Annotated in this window: 19 protein-coding genes; 14 read left to right on the top strand and 5 right to left on the bottom strand. The window is 44.4% G+C overall.

The window, feature by feature from the left end:
- The first annotated feature begins 67 nt into the window (after positions 1-67).
- From JNUCC31_RS30320 to JNUCC31_RS30340, 5 genes are all read left to right on the top strand, one after another.
- On the top strand, positions 68-1705 hold the full coding sequence (locus tag JNUCC31_RS30320) for an extracellular solute-binding protein (RefSeq protein WP_192267010.1): 1638 nt from the start codon (positions 68-70) through the stop codon (positions 1703-1705).
- Positions 1706-1813: 108 nt separating this feature from the next.
- Positions 1814-2764 carry an ABC transporter permease gene (locus JNUCC31_RS30325; RefSeq protein WP_416234335.1) on the top strand — a complete coding sequence of 317 codons (951 nt, stop codon included), beginning with the start codon at positions 1814-1816 and terminating at the stop codon, positions 2762-2764.
- Between the two features lie 10 nt (positions 2765-2774).
- Positions 2775-3662 carry a carbohydrate ABC transporter permease gene (locus JNUCC31_RS30330; protein WP_192267011.1) on the top strand — a complete coding sequence of 296 codons (888 nt, stop codon included), beginning with the start codon at positions 2775-2777 and terminating at the stop codon, positions 3660-3662.
- A gap of 164 nt (positions 3663-3826) precedes the next feature.
- On the top strand, positions 3827-4936 hold the full coding sequence (locus tag JNUCC31_RS30335; RefSeq protein ID WP_228469320.1) for a glycoside hydrolase family 76 protein: 1110 nt from the start codon (positions 3827-3829) through the stop codon (positions 4934-4936).
- 254 nt (positions 4937-5190) lie between these two features.
- Positions 5191-5541 (top strand): MmcQ/YjbR family DNA-binding protein, encoded by a 351-nt coding sequence (locus tag JNUCC31_RS30340; RefSeq protein WP_192267012.1) that lies wholly within the window; start codon positions 5191-5193, stop codon positions 5539-5541.
- A gap of 79 nt (positions 5542-5620) precedes the next feature.
- Here the strand turns inward: JNUCC31_RS30340 and JNUCC31_RS30345 are convergent, their stop codons facing one another.
- The 3 genes from JNUCC31_RS30345 to JNUCC31_RS30355 are packed head-to-tail and all read right to left on the bottom strand — an operon-like array spanning position 5621 to position 9283.
- Positions 5621-6742, bottom strand: coding sequence for a Ger(x)C family spore germination protein (locus tag JNUCC31_RS30345; protein WP_192267013.1), 1122 nt, complete (start codon positions 6740-6742; stop codon positions 5621-5623).
- Positions 6739-7827 carry a GerAB/ArcD/ProY family transporter gene (locus tag JNUCC31_RS30350; RefSeq protein ID WP_192267014.1) on the bottom strand — a complete coding sequence of 363 codons (1089 nt, stop codon included), beginning with the start codon at positions 7825-7827 and terminating at the stop codon, positions 6739-6741. Before JNUCC31_RS30350 ends, JNUCC31_RS30345 begins: the two co-directional genes overlap by 4 nt.
- Positions 7820-9283 carry a spore germination protein gene (locus JNUCC31_RS30355; protein WP_192267015.1) on the bottom strand — a complete coding sequence of 488 codons (1464 nt, stop codon included), beginning with the start codon at positions 9281-9283 and terminating at the stop codon, positions 7820-7822. Before JNUCC31_RS30355 ends, JNUCC31_RS30350 begins: the two co-directional genes overlap by 8 nt.
- A gap of 199 nt (positions 9284-9482) precedes the next feature.
- Between JNUCC31_RS30355 and ptsG the strand changes: the two genes are divergently transcribed.
- Positions 9483-11057: a glucose-specific PTS transporter subunit IIBC gene (ptsG, locus tag JNUCC31_RS30360; RefSeq protein WP_192267016.1), complete on the top strand. Its 1575-nt coding sequence runs from the start codon at positions 9483-9485 to the stop codon at positions 11055-11057.
- 5 nt (positions 11058-11062) lie between these two features.
- Positions 11063-11779 (top strand): N-acetylmannosamine-6-phosphate 2-epimerase, encoded by a 717-nt coding sequence (locus JNUCC31_RS30365; RefSeq protein WP_192267017.1) that lies wholly within the window; start codon positions 11063-11065, stop codon positions 11777-11779.
- 47 nt (positions 11780-11826) lie between these two features.
- Here the strand turns inward: JNUCC31_RS30365 and JNUCC31_RS30370 are convergent, their stop codons facing one another.
- Positions 11827-12630: a MurR/RpiR family transcriptional regulator gene (locus JNUCC31_RS30370; RefSeq protein WP_192267018.1), complete on the bottom strand. Its 804-nt coding sequence runs from the start codon at positions 12628-12630 to the stop codon at positions 11827-11829.
- 260 nt (positions 12631-12890) lie between these two features.
- Between JNUCC31_RS30370 and JNUCC31_RS30375 the strand changes: the two genes are divergently transcribed.
- The 4 genes from JNUCC31_RS30375 (at position 12891) to JNUCC31_RS30390 (ending at position 18676) form a co-directional block, all read left to right on the top strand.
- Entirely contained in the window at positions 12891-13925 is a 1035-nt protein-coding gene (locus JNUCC31_RS30375; protein WP_192267019.1) for an AraC family transcriptional regulator, read from the top strand.
- An 84-nt stretch (positions 13926-14009) separates the two neighbouring features.
- Positions 14010-14804, top strand: a complete 795-nt coding sequence (locus JNUCC31_RS30380; protein WP_192273468.1) for an SDR family NAD(P)-dependent oxidoreductase — start codon at positions 14010-14012, stop codon at positions 14802-14804.
- Between the two features lie 164 nt (positions 14805-14968).
- The gene (locus tag JNUCC31_RS30385) at positions 14969-15550 is read left to right on the top strand and encodes an esterase/lipase family protein (RefSeq protein ID WP_192273469.1); all 582 of its coding nucleotides are present in this window, start codon (positions 14969-14971) and stop codon (positions 15548-15550) included.
- A 315-nt stretch (positions 15551-15865) separates the two neighbouring features.
- On the top strand, positions 15866-18676 hold the full coding sequence (locus JNUCC31_RS30390; RefSeq protein ID WP_192267020.1) for a DUF8487 domain-containing protein: 2811 nt from the start codon (positions 15866-15868) through the stop codon (positions 18674-18676).
- Positions 18677-18776: 100 nt separating this feature from the next.
- On the opposite strand, the gene JNUCC31_RS30395 is transcribed toward JNUCC31_RS30390, so the two are convergent.
- On the bottom strand, positions 18777-18965 hold the full coding sequence (locus tag JNUCC31_RS30395; RefSeq protein WP_228469797.1) for an ArsR family transcriptional regulator: 189 nt from the start codon (positions 18963-18965) through the stop codon (positions 18777-18779).
- A gap of 312 nt (positions 18966-19277) precedes the next feature.
- Between JNUCC31_RS30395 and JNUCC31_RS30400 the strand changes: the two genes are divergently transcribed.
- The 3 genes from JNUCC31_RS30400 (at position 19278) to JNUCC31_RS30410 (ending at position 21326) form a co-directional block, all read left to right on the top strand.
- Entirely contained in the window at positions 19278-19616 is a 339-nt protein-coding gene (locus JNUCC31_RS30400; protein ID WP_192267021.1) for a hypothetical protein, read from the top strand.
- A 207-nt stretch (positions 19617-19823) separates the two neighbouring features.
- Entirely contained in the window at positions 19824-20714 is an 891-nt protein-coding gene (gene murB, locus JNUCC31_RS30405; protein ID WP_192267022.1) for a UDP-N-acetylmuramate dehydrogenase, read from the top strand.
- 72 nt (positions 20715-20786) lie between these two features.
- Complete coding sequence (locus JNUCC31_RS30410; protein ID WP_192267023.1) at positions 20787-21326, top strand: NADPH-dependent FMN reductase; 540 nt, start codon at positions 20787-20789, stop codon at positions 21324-21326.
- Positions 21327-21461: the final 135 nt, after the last annotated feature.

The raw sequence follows: 21461 nt of genomic DNA on the forward strand, positions 1-21461 counted from the left end.
CCGTTTTTGAAAACGCATACAATTTGGTTATCAAAAGCAAATCAGATCAGATAAAGGGGATGACAGGATGAACAAACCCAGAAAGATGGCAACGCTGCTGATCGGCAGCATGATGATGGCTGTATTCAGTGGATGTAACGCAGGAAACAACGAGAGCGCACAACCGCAAATTTCGCAGCAGGACTATGAACCATACGGCAAATATGAGACACCCGTGGAATTTACGATTGGCCGGAATACCAATCATGTGAACAACCTGCCCGCCGGCGACACCATTGAAGACAATCTGGCTACGCGCTATGTAGAGGATCGGGTGAACGTCAAGGCCAAGGTCGCTTGGGAAACGGACGATATGGATCAGAAGCTGTCACTCTCGATGACTACAGGCGACCTGCCGGATGTTATGCTTGTCAGCCGCGAAATATTTAATCAACTGGTGGATAATGATCTGATCGCTGACATGACGGAGGTTTACGAGAAAACAGCATCTGAGGGCGTTAAAAATATTTATGGTTCCTACGGAGATTTGCTGCTGAATCAGGTAAAGGTGGACGGCAAAATCATGGGCCTTCCCATGACAAATATCGGGAACCAGCACCAATTGCTGTGGGTCCGGAAAGACTGGGTGGATAAAGTCGGCGCGAAGCTGCCGGAATCCGTCGAGGATGTATGGAACCTCGCCAGAACATTCGTGGAGAAGGACGTTTCGGGAACAGGCAAGACGGTAGGCATGGTCATGGATTCCAATGCGATGAACTTTACGCCGATCTTCGCTGCGCACGGTGCCTTTCCAATGAACTGGATACAGAAGGACGGTCAGGTTGAATATGGATCTGTTCAGCCTGAAGTGAAGCAAGCGCTGACAGAGCTGAGCGCCATGTACAAAGAAGGCTTGATTGATAAACAGTTTGCGGTCCGGTCGAATGAAGAGAAGGAAGCCCTTGTTATCAACGGGCAGGCCGGCATGGTGTTTAACCCATGGTGGATCGGCTATACCAACTACAAGGATTCCATCAAGCAAGATCCGGAAGCAGTCTGGGTGGCCGTATCTGCACCAGTGGATGAGAATGGCAAGTTCAAGACGATCCGACAGGACCCCGTGGGCGGTGGTATCGTCGTTGTGAAGAAGGATTTTGCGCATCCTGAAGCGATTATGAAATCAGTCAATTTAACAACGGATTTCCTGTACTCCTTAACAGAGGACGCAATCAATTACAAGAAAGAGCATCCCGACGAGTTGCTGACCGATGCAAGTCGCTGGAACAATGACCCTACCCAGATTCCGATGCAAGTGGATTATGATGATGTGCTGAAGCGTTATTACGATGATCTGATGAAGGCAGATGAAGCAGGAGATGCATCCGCAGTTCAGGAAGATCGTGTAGTTTCATTCATGGCCTATCAGGAATTCAAAGAGAAAGGCAATACAATCGATGCAAATACCTACGGTGAATACCTCTCCCGGATCGAGGGACAGCGTGAGGCGAACAACCCGAATCTGGAAGTGATCCCGGCAGGCTTTTATGGAACAACCGAGACGATGAAGCTGAAGTGGGCGAATCTACAGAAGCTCGAAGAGGAAACCATGCTTAAGATCATTATGGGGGAAGCCCCCGTAGATGAATTCGATACGTTTGTCGACATTTGGAAGCGTACGGGTGGTGATGAGATTACAGAAGAAGTCAACGAGATGAGCAAAAGATGACGATTGCGTGAGCTTCGGTGCGGAAGCCAAGCCTGATGGTGGTCTTCCGCACGGGCTTTCGCCGATAAAGCCTGTCCAATCAGGCATAAGATGGAGGTGGAACGGACAATGACGCAAATGGAAACAACCGTTAATCCAGAGCGGGAAATACGCTACCGGAGGAAAAAGAAACGTAAAACCTTTGACGAAATGACTTATCATTTTATGCTGCTGCCTGGCATGGTCATGCTGTTCATTTTCTCGATTGTACCGATGTTCGGGGTTGTGATGGCATTTCAAAAGTTCATTCCTGCCAAGGGTATATTCGGGTCCAAATGGGCAGGGCTTTCCAATTTCACATATATGTTTCAACTGCCGGACGCGAAGCAGATCTTTGTGAATACGTTGGTTATCGCGGTCGGGAAGATTGTTCTAGGGTTGATTGTACCCATCGTATTCGCTCTGCTGCTTAATGAGGTGCGTCTGAAGGCATTTAAAAGCACGATTCAAACCGTCGTCTATTTGCCACATTTTATGTCCTGGGTGGTTCTGGGCACAATGCTGACCATGATTTTTTCCTTCGATGGTATGATAAACAACTTTCTTGAATTTCTTGGCCTGGAGCGGATTATGTTTCTGGCGAGCAATGACTGGTTCAGGCCGCTGCTCATTGTAACGGATACTTGGAAGGAATTTGGCTACGGGACGATTGTCTATTTGGCTGCATTAACGGCGATCAATCCTGCATTGTACGAATCCGCTGCAATGGACGGCGCAAGTCGCTGGAAACAGACACTGAACATCACGCTGCCGGGAATGTTTCCGACCATTATCCTGTTAGGCACGCTAAGTCTTGGCAATGTACTGAATGCGGGCTTTGATCAAGTGTTTAATTTGTATAATCCGCTGGTATATGAAACAGGCGATATTATCGATACTTTTGTGTACCGTATGGGTCTGATCAACATGCAATATTCATTTGCAACCGCGATTGGACTGATGAAATCGGTCATCAGCTTTGTACTGATCGTGATTTCCTACAGGCTGGCTTCGAGGTATGCGGGGTACAGAATTTTCTAGGAGGGTTAGCATGATTCAATCCAAATCGCTCGGCTCCAGGCTATCCCGCCTGTTGATTATGTTTGCGTTGATCCTGATTACGTTCATGTCCCTGGCCCCGATTGTCAATACCATTATGGTGTCCGTCAGCAGCAGTACGGCTGTGAATGCAGGCCGGGTCTACTTTTTTCCAGTGGAGCTGAATTTCTCATCGTATGGACAGATACTGAATGATACGAAGTTCTGGAGGGCTTTTCTGATCTCCGTCGAGAGGGTGGTGCTTGGGGGAGCCATCAACATGATTTTGACCATCCTGATGGCGTACCCGTTATCTCGCAGCGTTACACAATTCAGATCGAGAAACACATATATGTGGATTATTGTGTTTACGATGCTTTTCAGCGGCGGAATCGTGCCCTGGTATATGGTGATCAGCAATTTGGGGTTAATCAACAGCATCTGGGCCTTGGTTCTGCCGGGAGCAGTCCCAGTCTTTAATGTGATTCTCCTGATGAACTTCTTCAAGGGAATTCCGAAGGAGCTGGAGGAGGCCGCATTTATTGACGGTGCCAGTCCGCTTAAAATCCTGCTCAAAATCTTCATTCCCATTTCCATGCCGAGTCTGGCAACCATTACGCTGTTTGTCATTGTCGGGCACTGGAACAATTTCTTTGACGGGATCATTCTGATTAACGACAGCTCCAAAATACCGCTCCAGACCTATTTGCAGAGGCTCAGCCTCACACGTGATCAGATGCAGAATCTTTCGGTCGAACAGCTGCAGCAGTTTAATAAAATTTCCAACACAACGTTGAATTCTGCCAAGATTCTGGTCTCCATGATTCCAATTCTGCTAATTTATCCTTTTCTGCAGCGTTATTTAATTCACGGCATCGTTCTGGGGGCAGTGAAAGAATAGGTAGATCGGGTATCAAGCATGATTAGCCGCCTTGACTTGGTTCGAAAGGAGGTGAAGGAACACCACGTCAGGGAGAGGGACATCTGAGCTAGAGCATACATAAATGTCCCTGTTTTACGAGTGAACCGTTCGTTATACGTCAATTGGAGAAGGGAAGGGATCTGATGAGCAAAAGGAAAATGGTGAGCCTCACGCTGGTACTCAGTATTATTCTGGTCACTACCATGGGGGCAACAAGCGGCAGCAAGAATCGTTATGCGGATCAGGCGCAGTGGGCACAAGGGAAGCTGACTGAATACTACTGGAACGATGCAGCTAAAATGATGAATAATGCTTATCCATCCACACCAGAAGGTGAACATGCCCTGAATTACTGGTGGAAGGCTCATGCGGTCGATGCATTGGTGGACGGATACGAACGAACAGGAGACAAGGCGTACACCGAGCGTGCAGAACAACTCGTTCGCAGTATCATTGCACGCAATGGCTCACTTCACAATGAATTCTACGATGATATGGAATGGCTTGCGCTTGCTGGGCTTCGTCTGTATGATGCAACCGGCAGTGAAGAGATGAAGGGATACGTACTGGAGCTGTGGGATGACATTAAGACGGGCTGGTGGGAAGATGAGCTTGGCGGTATGGCTTGGAAAAAGGATCAGCGAGATAACCGAAATGCGTGCTCTAATGGGCCTGCCGCCATCCTGGCTGCAAGGCTGTATGAACGTTTTGGCGATGTTCGGGATCTGGAATGGGCCCAAAAAATATATGATTGGGAGAAACAATATCTGGTTCATCCGAAAACGGGCCTGGTAGCGGATGGGTTGGTGCTGCGGGAGGATGGCACACTTGATGTGAATGAAGCATGGATCTTCACGTATAATCAGGGCACGTTTATCGGAGCGGGTGTCGAACTCTACCGGATCACAGGAGATAAGACATATTTGAGAGATGCCGAGAAAACAGCAGCCGGTTCGTTGAAGACCTTAACAGATGAGAAGACGGGCATATTCAAAGAAAACGGCGACGGGGATGGTGCTTTATTTAAAGGTATACTGATCCGCTATCTGGTTGAGTTATATGAAGTTGGGCATAACAAGAGCCTGAAAAAGGCGGTTTATCGCAATGCCCAGGCCTTGCTGAAGAGCAGCCGGGACACCGGATTATTCGGTCAGGCTTGGGGCAAAACAGCCCAGAATCCGCTCGACCTTAGCGCTCAGCTCAGCGGCGTGTTCCTGCTGGAGGGAGCCGCAAAATTGGAGGCAGACAATTAATATGTAACCAATTAGAGAACTCCCGCTACCTGGGGTATTTCATATCCGGTGATCGGTTTAAGTGAAAACACGGAAATATATTCTGAGTGAGCGTGATGAGGTTTCATCCGACAAAGCATCGTACCCGATATCACTGGGTTACGATGCTTTTTGTCTGCACTGAACTAACAAACAAGTGATGTCCAAGCAACAATCAGCTATAATGTACAAGTTGTAATCAAATTGACGATGGGATTTTTGAAGGAGGCACAGATATGAATACTATCATAGAATACTGTTTGAAAAAGAAGGGCGCGACTAAAGATTATCCATTTGGATCGAATCCTGTAGTATTCAAAATTGCAGGTAAAATGTTCGCCCTTTTTTTTGAAGATAAAGAGAACTATCCCTACCTTAACCTGAAATGTGACCCGGTGATTGCAGAAAACTTGAGAGAGCAACATGAAGCCATTCGACCGGGCTACCACATGAATAAAGAACATTGGAATACGATTGTCATCGATGGTTCGTTGCCAGAGACAGACGTCTTTGACATGATTGATCACTCGTACGAGAGGGTCATCCTTAAACTGCCCAAAACGGTTCAAAAGTCCATATTAGAGTGAGGCTAACAAAGAAACACTTGATTCCTTTTGAAACGCATCTCGATGACGATTCTTCGGTGGCGATCAACTCGTTGAGCAGCTAATTCAACACACCATTGGCGACTACTTTCACTGTAACTTCCGGGTGAAATCGTACTTGAGCATATTCTTTGTTCCAATTCAAACGTTTCCAAAAGTCCGGATAATGAGCAATTAACTGCCTGCCAATGCCAAATGAGTCACAACCACTTCGTTGAAGGGTCTGGACAATCATCTCCGCATCCCGGGTCATGGCCTCGGATAGCTCACGGTTCAGGTGTTCAATAGTACCCTTCTGCTGAAGGTGATTCATGGGATACTCCACAATATTTACGGGAAGTTGAATTCGAAGATTTACATCGATCTGATTGTCTTTATTCACATGAACAGCCAGCTTTCGTTTGATTTTTTCCGTTTTTGCCTCGTAAGTGACATAATTTCTCGGATCGTTAGCAGATCCTGAATGGATCTTTTTGACAAAGCGAGCCGTCTTATTCCATTTTCCGCTCATAATAACATACAGCGGCCCTTGTTCCACATTCAGACTCCCAGTAAACCTTTGCCCATGAAACAGAGCAATTCCCCTGGCAGCAATCTCTTCTCCATCTTTATACAGATAGGGCAGCGCAAAATCCTGTCCCGGATCGAGCATGGGAGGAAGAAGGGTTTCGAGTGTCATCGCAGGAAATATGCATAATTCCTCCAGACTCTTCATTTTTTTCGTCATAAACTCACCAATCAATATTCTTCCGACTCTTTTTTGATTTAACAGGTCGCCTGCTGCACCATCAACAATGGCAATTTTTACGTGTGAGGTCGGATAATCCGGTTCCCGATACAAAACATCCAAATATGGATAAATATCGTTTTGTGCAAGTTTGTTACCGTATAGAATCATTCCATATTTGAAGAAGCGAATGTCACCGGTCACTTTCGCTCGGATCGTATCTGTGCTTTGGCGAACGGACCGTCCGGTACCTGAGTGTATTTCATTATCACTGGTTCCTTGTTGACTTTCAGAATCATCAACGATTTCCAGGGTTTGTTTGATTTTGCCTTCTGAGGTTATATCATACGCTGAAGCATTAGCCAGTCTCGCATCCTTTAAACTGTCCTGGTCCCAACAGCCTGTGGTAAGGATGAGCAGTGCCATCAAACCAGAGGCGATGCCTCGTTTCCTCATATCAACTTCTCCTTCCGTTTCATAATATAAGACAGGGCCAGCAGCAGAAAAGGCAGGATCACGAGAAAAAAATAAGCCGATCTGTTGGCAATCGTACTGATTAGCTCAAGCTGTTCCTGTTGTTGTGGCAGGTAGGCAATGAGGCAGGAAGCAATGACGATATAAGGCACAGCTTTTTTATGGTCTTTTTGTTTGAACAGGTAACTTAAGCCATAAGATGCCGCATAATAGTACCCACAAATGGCACCAAAAATTGAAATTAACCAAATAGGGAGAAACAGGAAATCAGCTCGATCCATGGTGCCAAGCGGGATGGATCTGAGCAGATATATGACAGGTTCAGGCATTAAGTCCAGTTGCTGTGGGCTGAATGCGGTTGAGCAAATGAAAACCGTAAATGCATAGAGCAAAACGACGACCGCACTTGCTGCAGCAGTGGACTTCAGTTTCCCCGCGCTTTTACCTTCCACCATAGGAAACACAATGAGAACAAACTCAAACCCAAACATGGCCATTAATGTTTCGTCTGAGCCGCTGATAATGCGGGACCAGCCAGCTTCAGTTAATGGGAGTATGTAGAGCAAATTAACTTCCTTGAGTCCATAACTGATCAATACCATCATTGGAATGACCAAAAACGAAATGAGTACAAGCACACGCGCAATAATTCTTAATTTTTGGCGAACCAGATATATACTGCTGAACAAAAAGAGGGCCAGTATGGCCCATCGGGGAGTGTTCTGCAGCATCCAGCGATTAATGACACCATAGGCATTCACCAGAACAGAGGTACCCATTAACAGGAAGTATCCGATGTACGCAACAATCAGTATTTTTCCAATCCAATTGCCTGTAATCAGGGTTGTAATTTGATATATTGAAGAACTTGGGAAACGGCGCATTAGAAGCCAGCACAAGAGGACGATCAATTGAATCAGGATACCTCCAAGAAAGACAGAAATCCATCCCCCGCCGTGGGAGATAAGATGGATTCGATAAGGGAGGGATAATATATCCACGCCAATTTCAAATTTTAAAATAAGGAAAAACAATTGTCCTCTTGTGATCGTACTCTCATTATTCACGTTTTTTCCAACTCCTAGAGAACTTCTGTTGTGTCAACTGTTGCGGCCGGGCATCATGGGGACGCTGACGAAGCGCCCAGATGGGAAAACGAATCCATACATCCTTCATATCGGATAACCGAAAAGGCGCCACGGGAGCAAAGTAGGGAGAACCGAACGTTTCCAGCTTGCACAGGTGAATCGTAAGAATAACCAGACCAAAAGCAATGCCGATGTATCCAAAAATGGCTGCCCCAACCATCATCGGAAAACGTAGGATACGCACTGCTGAACTCATCTCATGAGAAGGTACCAGAAACGAAGAGATCGCAGTTAGCGACACAACAATAATCATCGTATAGGATACAAGGCCTGCACGCACAATGGCATCTCCTATAACCAGACCGCCAACGATACCGATGGTTTGACCCACGCGGCTGGGCAGTCGAACCCCGGCTTCTCTCAATACTTCAAAGATCAGTTCAAGCAGCATCGCTTCTACAAGGGCAGGGAACGGGATGTTTTGTAATGATTTTTTGATCGTGTGTGCCAGCTCCAGAGGCAAAATGGCAGAGTGAAAGGAGATGGTTGCGATATAAACAGCAGGCAAAGTGAAAGCAATGATAAAACTCATCATGCGAATTAATCTTAAAAAGGAACTGACCATCCACCGACCGTGATAATCGTCCGGGCTCTGATAAAAAGCAAAAAACGTCACTGGAGCGATAAGAGCTGTGGGACTGCCTTCGGCAAGAATGGCCACTCGTCCTTCCATCAAATTGGCAATAACCCGATCAGGGCGTTCCGTACTAAGCTGCTGTGGGAACAGGGAGAATGGATTGTCCTCCACAAACTCTTCAATAAATCCAGGAGCCAGAACCATATCTGACGAGATAGCCAAAATACGATCTTTCACTTTCTCCACCAGCTCGGGATTGGTTACATCCTGAAGATAGACAATAGCAACTTTGGTGCGTGTTTTCTCTCCCACATTAAAATATCGAACGATGAGTGAGGGGCTAATAATTTGTCTGCGGATTAGATTCAAATTAACAGAAAGTTGCTCGATGAAACCATTGTGTGCGCCTCGAATAACCCCTTCGTTCTCGGGCTCGTCTGTAGTACGGGCATAAATTTTCTCGGTAGAAAGAATATAAAACTCAGCAGTTCCTTCCAGCATAAAAAGGCATTTCCCTTGAATGACTGCATCTGTAGCCATTTGCAGATCGGTTTCTTTTTGACTACCCAATGTAGTAAATAATGGATCACCGCCTGAATTGGTGTGGTCCAATAATGATGTCAATACATGGGTCTGGATGATCTCCTGATCTATAAGAGAATCTATATACAGCAGTACGCCCTCTACTCCATTCAATGAAATGGATTGTTTCTTTAGGTCATCGGTCTGAAAAAGGGATTGTTCCACATATGCGATGTTCTTGCCTAATTCTGAGAAAGCAGCAGGCTGAATGGTCATGATCCACCTCTTATCAATAGAAGATGCACATAATATGTACTATCTCAGGATGATTTATCCAAGATGAAATGAACAATCGCCCAAACGAATCCAATGAGTAGACCTCACTCGTTATGAAAGCGATTTAAATTTATATTGACGAAAACCATTTTCATAATTATTATGTAAATGAAAATAGTTTTAGAGAGGTGGATATCCTGTGAAGCAATATTTTGAGAAGGCTCAGAAGTTTGGTAAATCGTTTATGCTTCCTATTGCTGTTTTACCAGCGGCGGGTCTATTACTGGGGATTGGAGGGGCCCTGTCCAATGCCAATACGATTAACTCGTATCCATTTTTGCAAATCACGTGGTTGCAGCAAGTGTTTACGGTTATGAGCAGTGCGGGAAGTATTGTATTTGATAATCTGGCATTAATCTTTGCCATTGGCGTGGCTGTTGGACTCGCCAGAGCGGACAAAGGTACAGCAGGTTTGGCTGCAGGTCTTGCCTATCTGGTCATGAATGCATCCATTAATGCGATGCTGGTCAATTCGGGGAAACTTGAAGTAGAGAATTTGGCTGGTGCCGGTCAAGGTATGGTGCTCGGAATCCAAACACTGCAAACCGGCGTACTCGGCGGGATTGTTGTCGGACTGGTTACCGCATGGCTTCATAATCGGTACAATAAAATAGAGCTTCCTCAATTCCTTGGCTTCTTTGGAGGTTCACGTTTCATTCCTATCGTTTCATCTTTTGCAGCCATTTTTATTGGTATTGCTTTGTTCCTGATCTGGCCAACTATCCAGCTCGGCATCGCACAGCTTGGCAGTTTGGTTGATAGAACAGGGTATATAGGAACACTGTTTTACGGATTTGTTTTACGGATGCTGGGGCCACTTGGGTTGCACCACATTTTTTATCTGCCTTTCTGGCAGACGGGCCTCGGAGGAACAATGGAGGTTGCGGGTAAAGTTTACGAAGGAACACAGAATATTTTCTTTGCCCAATTAGGAGACCCTGCAACGGAGAAGTTCTTCTCGGGTACATCCCGATTCATGTCAGGGCGTTTTATTACCATGATGTTTGGCCTGCTCGGTGCCGCCCTCGCTATTTATCATACGGCCAAGCCTGAACGTAAAAAAGTAGTTGGCGGACTGATGTTGTCTGCGGCGCTCACCTCGTTCCTAACAGGCATTACGGAGCCTCTGGAATTCTCATTCCTGTTTGTTGCTCCAATTCTGTATGTCATTCACGCCGTATTTGATGGTTTGGCATTTATGCTTTCGCACATTTTTGAGATTACGATCGGTCAGACGTTCTCCGGTGGATTAATCGACTTTATCTTGTTCGGGATACTTCAGGGTAATGCCAAAACCAACTGGATTATCGTTCCCATCATCGGAGTGGTCTGGTTCTTCCTTTATTACTTCACCTTCCGAATCTTGATCGTTAAGCTCAAACTAAAAACTTCGGGACGCGAGGAAGAGGTAACATCGGAAACAGACACCAAAACACAAAGTCAGCAAACGAATGCATCGTCATCAGCAAAAGGGGAAGAACGATCGATAGCCATCCTAAATGGATTGGGCGGTGCAGATAATATTAATGAGTTGGATTGCTGTGCAACGCGGCTTCGCGTTTCCGTGAAGGATATAGAGAAGGTTCAAAAGGATGCACTTACAGCTACGGGAGCCAAAGGGGTTGTCCTGGTAGGAAACGGAGTACAGGTTATCTACGGCCCTCAGGTAACGGTGATCAAAAATGAAATCGAAGAAATTATGGAAACGGAGTAATTGCAATGAATTTAGATACATTGGGTTTACAAAGCGGTCTCGTCGTATCATGTCAGGCATTGGAGCATGAGCCGCTTCATAGTTCGTTCATCATGGGACGCATGGCAGTCGCAGCAAAAGAGGGAGGCGCCATAGGTATTCGTGCGAATACGGCGGCAGATGTGAAAGAGATCAAGGAACAGGTTGATCTTCCAGTCATCGGTATTGTGAAAAGAAATTACGGAACGAACCCCGTGTTTATTACACCAACGATCCGGGAAGTGGATGAGCTTGCCGAGGTGCATGCAGAGATCGTTGCGGTTGATGCGACGTTGCGTGCACGACCGGACGGTAAATCACTGGATGAATTCGTACATGAAATTCGCACCAAACATCCTCAACTGCTATTAATGGGGGATATTTCAACCAAAGAGGAAGCCATCCATGCAGAACGACTTGGTTTTGATCTGATCTCCTCTACATTGGTCGGATATACAGAGGAGACCGCAGGGCTCAAGCTTTACGATAATCAATTTGCAGCCTTGAAAGAAATTATCGCTAGTGTACAAACACCTGTCGTTGCGGAAGGAAATATCATGACCCCTGAGATGGCAATAACGTGTCTGGAAGTTGGAGTCTATTGTGTTGTTGTCGGTGGAGCCATTACCCGCCCGCAACAAATAACGGAACGTTTTGTCTCTGAAATTGCAAAATTGAAGCCGTCTTCTCCTGCTGTGAAATAAAAGGAGAAAGCATAAAAAACAGCCAACGAATCAGGTTGGCTGTTTTCTTATTCAGCAGAATATAGCGCTTGTAGCGTTTGCTGCCGCGCTCTGAGTAAATGTTCATCCTCAAGTAATAGAAGAGAAATCACATCCAGGATGTAAATGATGGCCAGTTGGCTGTTGATGAAGTTCACATCACCGGTTCGCCCGATATCCGGGGTGAAAATGCACAAATCCGAGATTTCAGACAGGGGTGTATGATCAAAATTAGTAATTCCAACGACTTTGCTTCCTCTTTTTTTGGCCGCGTTTAATGCATCACTGACCTCTAATGTTCGCCCTGAATTGGATAAACCAATGACCAGATCATCTTCGCCCAGAAGAGAAGCACTCATGATCATCATATGTGAATCGGTCACCGCATCAATGACGATATCCATTCGCATGAGCCTGTACTTAAACTCCAGAGCAGATAAACCTGAACTTCCCAAACCATAGACATAGATTTTGCGTGCTTTTTTTATGTACTGGACAACCTGTTCGATTTTGGCGCTATCCAGCATTTCAGCGGTCGCGTTTATGATATCATTATGGATTTGCTGGGTTCTTATGAAAAAATCCGTTTCATTGCGGGGGTGATGAACTTCACGGTTAAGCCTGATTTTAAAATCAACAAAGGTAGAACAACCTACTTTTTTACAAAATCTAGTGATGGTTGACATGGACGCGTTGGTGTAAGCAGCCAAATCCCTAATATTGATGTTATTGATGGATGATTTATTGCGCATCACATAGTCGGCTATTTCCTTTTCTTTCGTTGAAAAACGCTGGTATTCAAGCTGCAGCATGTCAATAACACTGGATGACATTATGAGACCCCTTTCCCTACACGTGTTACTTTTATAGTCTATCCTTATTAGTCTACTTCCTAAAAGCCAAATCATCAAACCTTTAAAAAATGGCCAGGAAGTAATGAAGACATTGCAAAAGGAAGTGAGTCCCTGTAAAGTGGATGGATCGTTAAGCAAGAAAATAAAGCTGGAAGCTGAATAATACGTATGAACTGGCGTAAAATGGAGTGTTTTTACTTCTCAACTATAGATTGATAAAAAAGGGGGGGGACATAGGTATGAAATCTCAGTTCACCGACCGTATTAAAATTCCGGCAGGATTCTGGGCAGGTATAGAGCAATTGGGAATTGCTGCTCACGTTGTAGCACGTACAGCACAACTGCCGCTCACTGTTATTACGGATTCAGTCGTTAATACGGCGGAGTACTTCGCAATCTGGCGGGCTTATGCTGATCTTATTGGTGACGCTGCCGAGGGAATTATCAAGCTGGCGACCGTCTTTGAAACATCGAAGTATCCACCAACCGTATTGGCAACTTATCATGCCCGTGATTACCGTGATGCTTTAAACCGTATGGCTCGTTATAAACAACAGTGCCCTCCCGAAAGCTTGCGTATGACCGAGCAGGATGACCACTGTATCATTGAGCTGGAATGGTTAAATAGCGAGCAACCTGGTCCGCCATTGCTGGTGGGAATTACACTTGCGTGTCTTATGGAGATTGGGCGCCGGGGTACAGGTCAACCTTTGACAGCGCGTTGGGTTGAATTTTCGCATGACATGGGTGATGTACAAGCCTTGGAGTCATACTTTGGCTGTCCTGTGCGGGTGGGTGCTCAAACGAATCGGTTATCGTTATACCGAAGAGATCTGGACCGTCCATTTCTCTCTTATAATCAAGAGTTGTTGGAGATCCTGACCCCTGCTCTGGATCGTTCGTTGGATGATCAGCAGGGTGCTAAATCGATAGGCGAAATGGTCAAATGGATCATGAAACGCAGTCTCACCGGAGAACGCCCGGATGTGCAGACTGTTGCAAAAGAACTCAATATGAGCGATCGTACCTTACAGCGTCGACTTCGTGACGAGAACACAAGCTTCAAACATTTACTGACACAAGCGAGACATGAGCAGGCACTGGCGTACCTGGCTGATCCCAAGCTCGATATTAAAGAAGTGGCTTTCCTGATTGGGTATGAAGACCAGAACTCATTCTACCGGGCTTTCCGGATTTGGGAAGATGACACTCCTTCGAATTGGCGTGTTCGGCATGAACGATGGCGCGGCACGCTAGTTACTGAACATTCCTGACAAGTTAATATAGTCATTATCCGAAGTACAACATGAGATTGTGCAACAGGATATTTGATTGTAACTTAGAAGGAGAAATGAATGATGGATATGGGATTAAAAAATAAAACAGCGTTGGTTACCGGATCAACAAAAGGCATAGGCAAAGCCATTGCCATAGAACTCGCCAAAGAAGGGGTCCATGTGCTGATTAATGGGCGTAATTATGAAGAGGTCGAACGAACGGTACAGGAGATCAAGTCTGAATTCCCGGACACGTCTCCCCAGAATGCTACAGCGGATATTGTTGACGTTGGGCAAAGAGAAGCTTTATTTGAGCAATTTCCCAATATAGATATTCTAGTAAACAATATGGGGATATATGAAATCATGCAATATGAGGACGTCAATGATGAAATTTGGGAAAAATACTTCCGTACAAACGTTCTTGCTGCAAACGGATTATGCAAATTTTATTTACCTAAAATGTTGGAAAATGATTATGGTCGCATTATCTTCATTGCGAGTGAAGAGGCTGTTATGCCATCCGGACAGATGCCTCAGTATTGCATGACCAAATCCATGCTCCTGTCATTATCCAAGAGCTTATCGATATTGACAAAAGGAACAGAAGTGACAGTCAATACGATTATGCCAGGACCTACACTCTCGGAGAATGTACAGGAAATCATTGAAGGCATCTATGCAGATTCAGCCATGACCTTTCTCGAAAAGGAAAAAGATTTTATGTCCTCAAACCTTCCCCAATCACAGATACAGCGATTTATCAGACCCGCTGAAATAGGCAGACTGACTACATTTGTATGCAGTCCGTACGCATCTGCATTTAAAGGTTCTCCCATACGGATGGATGGGGGGATGGTACCGACCATTTTCTAATGAACTGTATATCACTTCACCTTAACCGCGATTATCGCGGTTTTTTTTCTATTAAAATGAGACTAAAGCTCTATTTAAATACCATAATTTTACTTATATGATGGTTATAAACATTAAATCCAATAGGGAGAGTGAACAAAGTGAAAAAAAGCAAATCTATTTTGATGCTGGTCATGAGCATGATTCTGGTCTTTTCCATTTCAGGCATGGGTACAAGTTCCAAAGCATCTGCGGCCACGGCACGTACACCTGTAGTATTCGTCCATGGATTGACGGGCTCGGATAGCAATTTTGCAGCTATTAAGAGTTACTTGCGGAGTCAGGGCTGGTCGAATGATGAGTTGTTTGCCATTGATCTGCCTAGTAAACAAGGAAACCAGACGCTGAATTCAGCAGCAATCGCTCGGTTCGTAGATAATGTGCTTCTTGAAACGGGCCACTCCAAAGTGCATATTGTTGCTCATAGTATGGGAGGGGCGAATAGCCTGTATTACATACTGAACCGTGGTGGAGCTTCCAAAGTGGACAAGCTTGTCACCCTCGGAGGAGCCAATCGGTTAACGACAACCTCAGCACCCAAAGGTATAACGGTTACCTCCATCTATTCTACTAGTGACACCATTGTATCCCCTTTACTTTCCCGTCTGGATGGGGCAAACAATATTCAGGTTTCCCTGGTATCTCATATCGGCCTGCTGTTCAATTCCCGGGTAAACGCCCTGATCAAAACTGCTTTAAACGAATAGGGATAGAGATTAAATAATTTTCAAACCTAAGTAAGGCGGTAACCATTTGATTGGTTGTCGTCTTTTTGTTACTGAACTTCTTAACAATACAGTAACAAATGATGGTCACCTTGGCCTTTCGATCTCATCCTCTGTTTCATGGAATCACTTTTTCATTCCATAAATCTCTGATCGTCTCTATTTAGGATGCAACTCTTCTGGTGCTTTTAGAGAAAAAGAAGATTATAATATTTGTGTGATACCGAAATCGTTTTCCGAACTGGAAAACGTTACTCGGAATGGATCAGATAAACTTCTAAAAGGAGACTGCACAATATGCTGGCTAAAATAGATTTGCAAGGAAGTTGGAAACTCCAACTGGATGAGCAAAAGATTGAAACCGGACTGCATTACTCAGATATCATTTCCTTGCCGAATACGACTTCTCATGCAGCCAAAGGCAAAAAGAATGAAATGGCTTTAACGGGTGCGCTGACAGATGAGTATTTATTTGAAGGTTATGCCTGGTTTTCAAGAGAAATTGATGTTCCTGCTCAGCTGGCAGGTAAGCTTTGTTATCTGTATTTGGAAAGAACACGGGTAACGACCGTCTGGATTGATGGAGTTGAATGGGGCACACAAAATAGTCTGAACACGCCCCACCGTTATGAAATTGGAACAGGTCTGACCGCAGGAAACCACATGATTACGATCCGTGTAGATAATACCAATTATCCTACCAAAGGTGGTCACCTCACCTCAGAAGACACGCAGACCAACTGGAACGGCATTACAGGGAAACTGGAACTGCAATTTTATGAAAGTGTTTTCTTAAAAAATATCCAGGTTTACCCTGATCTGGCTACTCAATCTTTCGATATTAAGGCAGAACTTGTCGGCGACTTGCACGAGATTCGTATCGTCGTCTCATCTCAAAGCATGAATGCTACTCCGGTTCATACGCCTGATGAACAAATATTCACTGCCGATTCAAACCATTTGCATTTTACATACGAGCTGGGTGAAGATGCCCTGTTATGGAGCGACCAGGAATCCCATGTGTACAAACTTACTCTTCATTTGCAAAACAATAATGGGGAAATCCTTGATTCCGAAGAGATCTGGACAGGATTGCGGGAGTTCAAAGCAGAGGGAGATAAATTTACCATCAATGGTCACAAAACATTTCTGCGTGGCAAGCATGATGGTCTGATCTTTCCGCTTACGGGTTATGCACCAACGGAGGTGGAAGAGTGGCTTCGCATTCTTGGCATTTCCAAGTCATACGGAATCAATCACTACCGTTTCCATACCTGTTGCCCGCCCGAAGCTGCATTTATTGCAGCGGATCTTCTCGGAATCTATATGGAACCTGAACTTCCGTTTTGGGGAACCATCACGGATGAATCCTCGGATTCACACAATCCGGCAGAACAGGAATATTTGATCAGCGAGGGCTATGCGATGCTGCGAGCATTTGGCAATCATCCTTCATTTGTGATGATGTCCATGGGCAATGAGTTGTGGGGAAGTAAAGACAAACTGAATTCAATTCTGAAAGCGTATAAAGAATATGACAACCGTCATTTATATACAGAAGGATCCAACAATTTTCAATTTGTCCCGGACATTTTGGAGGAAAGTGAATTCTTTTGTGGTGTGCGTTTTTCCAAAGATCGCCTGTTCAGAGGCTCGTATGCCATGTGTGATGCCCCTCTTGGACATGTACAAACAGACCTGCCTAACACGATGAAAGATTATGACTCAAATATAATACCGGAGCACAATAACACTGCAGATCATTCCAGTCTGTCTGAAGGAAAAGAAATTCAAATTCAATATGGCACAGGTGCCAAAACGGTTAAGGCAAAAGCGGGAAGTCAGCAACTTGTTTCTCATGTACCTGTCATTTCGCATGAAATAGGGCAATACGCTACGTTTCCCAATTTCGAGGAGATCAAGAAGTATACAGGTTCTCTAAAAGCGAAAAACTTCGAGCTATTTCGCGAGCGTTTGGAAGCTAAGGGATTGGGACACCTTGCGGATCAATATTTTAAAGCTTCGGGGCAGCTGGCTGTTGCTTGTTATAAAGAAGAGCTGGAAGCCGCTTTTCGATCCCAACGCCTTGCCGGGTTCCAATTGCTTGATCTCCAGGATTTCAGTGGCCAGGGGACGGCGCTTGTAGGCATACTGGATGCATTTATGGATTCAAAGGGCATGATTACACCGGAGGAATGGAGAACATTCTGTTCAGACGCCGTCCTTCTGGCAAGGTTCCCCAAATATCATTATGAAGCTGGCGAGTTATTTGAAGCTCGGATCGAGTTAACCTATTTTAGAAAAAAAGCGTTGGATGGACTTCAACTGAAATGGGAGCTGCAAGCTGATGGCAACCATATTGCGAACGGGCTCGCAGACTTGCCTTCATTTAATGATGAAAATTATGTGGTTATCACCGATATTAACACCCGCATACCTGATGTCTCCAGTATGACTAAAGTGATGCTGAAGCTGTCTATTCCCGATACGGATATTCATAAGTCCTATGACCTGTGGATTTACCCGAATCAGGTGAAAGTCGATTTTGCCGGACTACACCTGTTTACCGAGATCTCGGAACATGCCTTGGAATTACTCGAGCGTGGAGAAGACGTTCTGCTTTTCCCATCACCGAAAAATGTTCAAAACACGATTGAAGGTTTTTATTGCACGGATTTTTGGTCCTTCCCTATGTTTCGTTCCATCTCAGAAAGCATGAAGAAGGATGTTCCCGTTGGAACCATGGGATTGCTTATCCAGAAAGACCACGCTGTATTTGAGCACTTCTCTACGGAAGAATACTCAACTTATCCATGGTGGAGCATTGTGTCCCAGTCCTCATCGATCATTCTGGATGACCTGGATAAAGATTTGAGTCCGCTGGTACAGACGATTGATAATTTTGAGCGAAACCACAAACTTGGAGTGTTGATGGAGTGCCGTGTAAGGAATGGAAGAGTACTGATGGGAGCACTTAATCTGGATAGCTTGATCAATACTTTGGAGGGGCGTCAGTTGTTATACAGCTGCCTTCGCTATGTGAAAAGCCCTGCTTACCAACCAGTTACCCAACTGGAAGTAGAGGAGCTTCGCCAACTATTTAACTAAACTTTGGGGAGAAGTAGTAGATCTTCCTTATTAATGATACATGTCACTAAGAAACCCCTTCCGCCGAGGGAAAGGGCTTCTTAGTGATGTTCTCTTTAATTTACAACAACTTTCCGCTAACCTTAAAACGATTCGCTGCGGGGGTTAGTGTCCATAGCTTGGTTGGTCGACCCATGGGTCGGGCTTCTTCTTCATGAGTAACCAACCCTTCTTCTTTCAGGGCATTTAAGTGTTGACGAATAGCCATTCCAGATAGCTCAAATTGGGAGGAGAGTGCCATAACATCCATTCCCCCCTTGCTGCTTGAGCAGATTAATGATTGCTCTGCGGGTACTGGTGGAGGCATCCTTTTTCGTTTGATTTCGGCTCACGGTGCACCTCCTTATTCAGCAATTCATCTGTATTATTTTATACATTTTAAATAAAAAAGTTGACAAAGTCAAAGCCGAACTGTAGTTTATACTTTATAAATAAAAATGTTTACAAAGTATCCGGATACGGTGTATACATAAAATTCTCCTTAATGGACTGGTCCACCAGAGCTTGAAATAAAAAAAGAGAGTATTTTGCGATCACAAGAATGTTATTCGGAGGTTTCTGCATGATACATGTGTTAATCCTGTCCGATATCCATCACATCGTTAAGAGTTTAAGTATATGGATTCGAACTGATCCGTCTTTGTGTATACTGGACGCCACTCCTCATCTGATCCGCAACATTAATCATCTTCCGGATAACACGGTGATCATCGTTGATATTAATTTGGTGAAGATCGAGCCGCTTATAAAACAAATTTCCGAGAAATATCGAGTGATATTGTACAGTGGATCTATGGAAATTATGGATATTCCTTGTCATTTGCAAAAAACGAGTTCTGGTTTTTTTAATGCATATACGAGTCCTGAAGAAATCATTAAAATTGTATTGGGCTGCATTTGAAAAATAAAGGACAATCCAAAAAATATATTTCAAAGAATGAGGAGCCAGTTTCAGAATGGCGAATTATCGCGGCGAGGTCAAAAAATGTGATTAATTGTCACGATGTTGGAATATTTTCATCCAAAGCCTCATAATAAACATATATTGCAGAAGCTTTATGCTCATGGACTGTGCAATCATGTCTTTTCAACTCAGGGAGAGAATGTCATGAATATTTTTGAAGATCACATACCTTTGGAAAAGTTAAAATTAAATGAACCATTAAAAGATCACACGTATATAAAACTAGGCGGCAAAGCAGACATACTTATCCATCCAACGACGAAAGAAGAAATTATGAATATCCTCGCCATTGCTAAAAAGCATCAAATACCTCTGACTGTCATTGGGAAAGGATCCAATGTCATCATTAAGGACCAGGGAGTTCGCGGAGTAACGATTTCTTTGAGCCATTTCGATCAGATAAAGGTTTGTGACAACAAGATCGTCGCGCAAAGCGGTTCCAATATTATCGATGTCTCACGGATCGCTTTGGATAACAGCTTGACGGGTCTGGAGTTTGCATGTGGAATACCAGGAAGTACAGGTGGCGCTTTATATATGAATGCGGGGGCATATGGCGGTCAGATGGATGAGGTCGTCGAGCGAGCGCTTGTGCTCACTAAAGATGGAGAACTACTGGACATGGTCCGAGATGACATGAAACTTGGTTATCGAAACAGTATCTTCAAAACGGATCAATACATCATCCTTGAAGTCGAATTTGGACTCAAAAAAGGCAACAAGGATGTTATCTCCAGTATCATGCAGGATTTAACGTTTAAACGGGAATCCAAACAACCGCTGGAGTACCCTTCTTGCGGAAGTGTTTTCAAACGTCCAGAGGGACACTACGTGGGAAAACTCATTCAAGAATGCAACCTGCAAGGCACTCGTATTGGTGGAGCTGAAATCTCCAGGAAGCATGCAGGTTTTATCATTAATGCAGATCATGCAACCGCCGAGGATTATTTGGAATTAATCAAATTAATCAAAAAAAGGGTGTACGATAAATTCAATATTGAATTGGAGACGGAAGTCATTATTTTGGGAGAATAGGCTACTATAAGTGTGAGCTGGAAATATCGGAAGAGTTCCATGATTCATAAGACGCCAATTGGAGGTTATATTGTGAAATTAATAGGTTTATCTGGCTCATTGATCGGATCAAAAACACCAATCGCTGTAAATGCAGTCCTTCAACTGGTTCAAAAAAATCATCCGGAAATTGAAGTTGAACTCATCGACTTAAGAGAGTACAAAGCCATTGAATTTTGCGATGGGCGGAAGTTGGAGGATTACAATGAACACACTCAGTCGGTCATTCAGAAAATGATAGATGCGGACTTTTACGTGATTGGCACACCGATTTACCAATCCTCTTTGACAGGTGTACTGAAAAATGTGTTCGATCTTCTGCCTGTCCAAAGTATCTATAATAAAGTGATGGGGTTTGTTGCAACAGGGGGTACTTATCAGCACTATCTGGTTGTTGAAAATCAATTAAAACCCATCGCTGGTTATTTTCGATCCTATGTCGCTCCAAGCTATGTATATTTGAACAGCGAACATTTTGGAGCTGAGAATAGCATTGATGACACTGATGCGCTGGGTCGGTTGGAAAGATTAGCTGAGGAGCTGGTCTTTATGCAAACCCGATTAAAAGCTTAGTTTATTTGAAAAAATGAAACCTGTCCGAATACGAAAGTAACCTAAATATCATCGAAGGAGTCGCCAATGGCGGCTTTTTTTGTTTAACTCAATAGATTTTTAACTTAAGCTATGCTCATAAAGCTGCATAGGTGT

Source organism: Paenibacillus sp. JNUCC-31 (genome assembly GCF_014844075.1).
In the GTDB taxonomy this organism is placed as follows: Bacteria; Bacillota; Bacilli; order Paenibacillales; family Paenibacillaceae; genus Paenibacillus.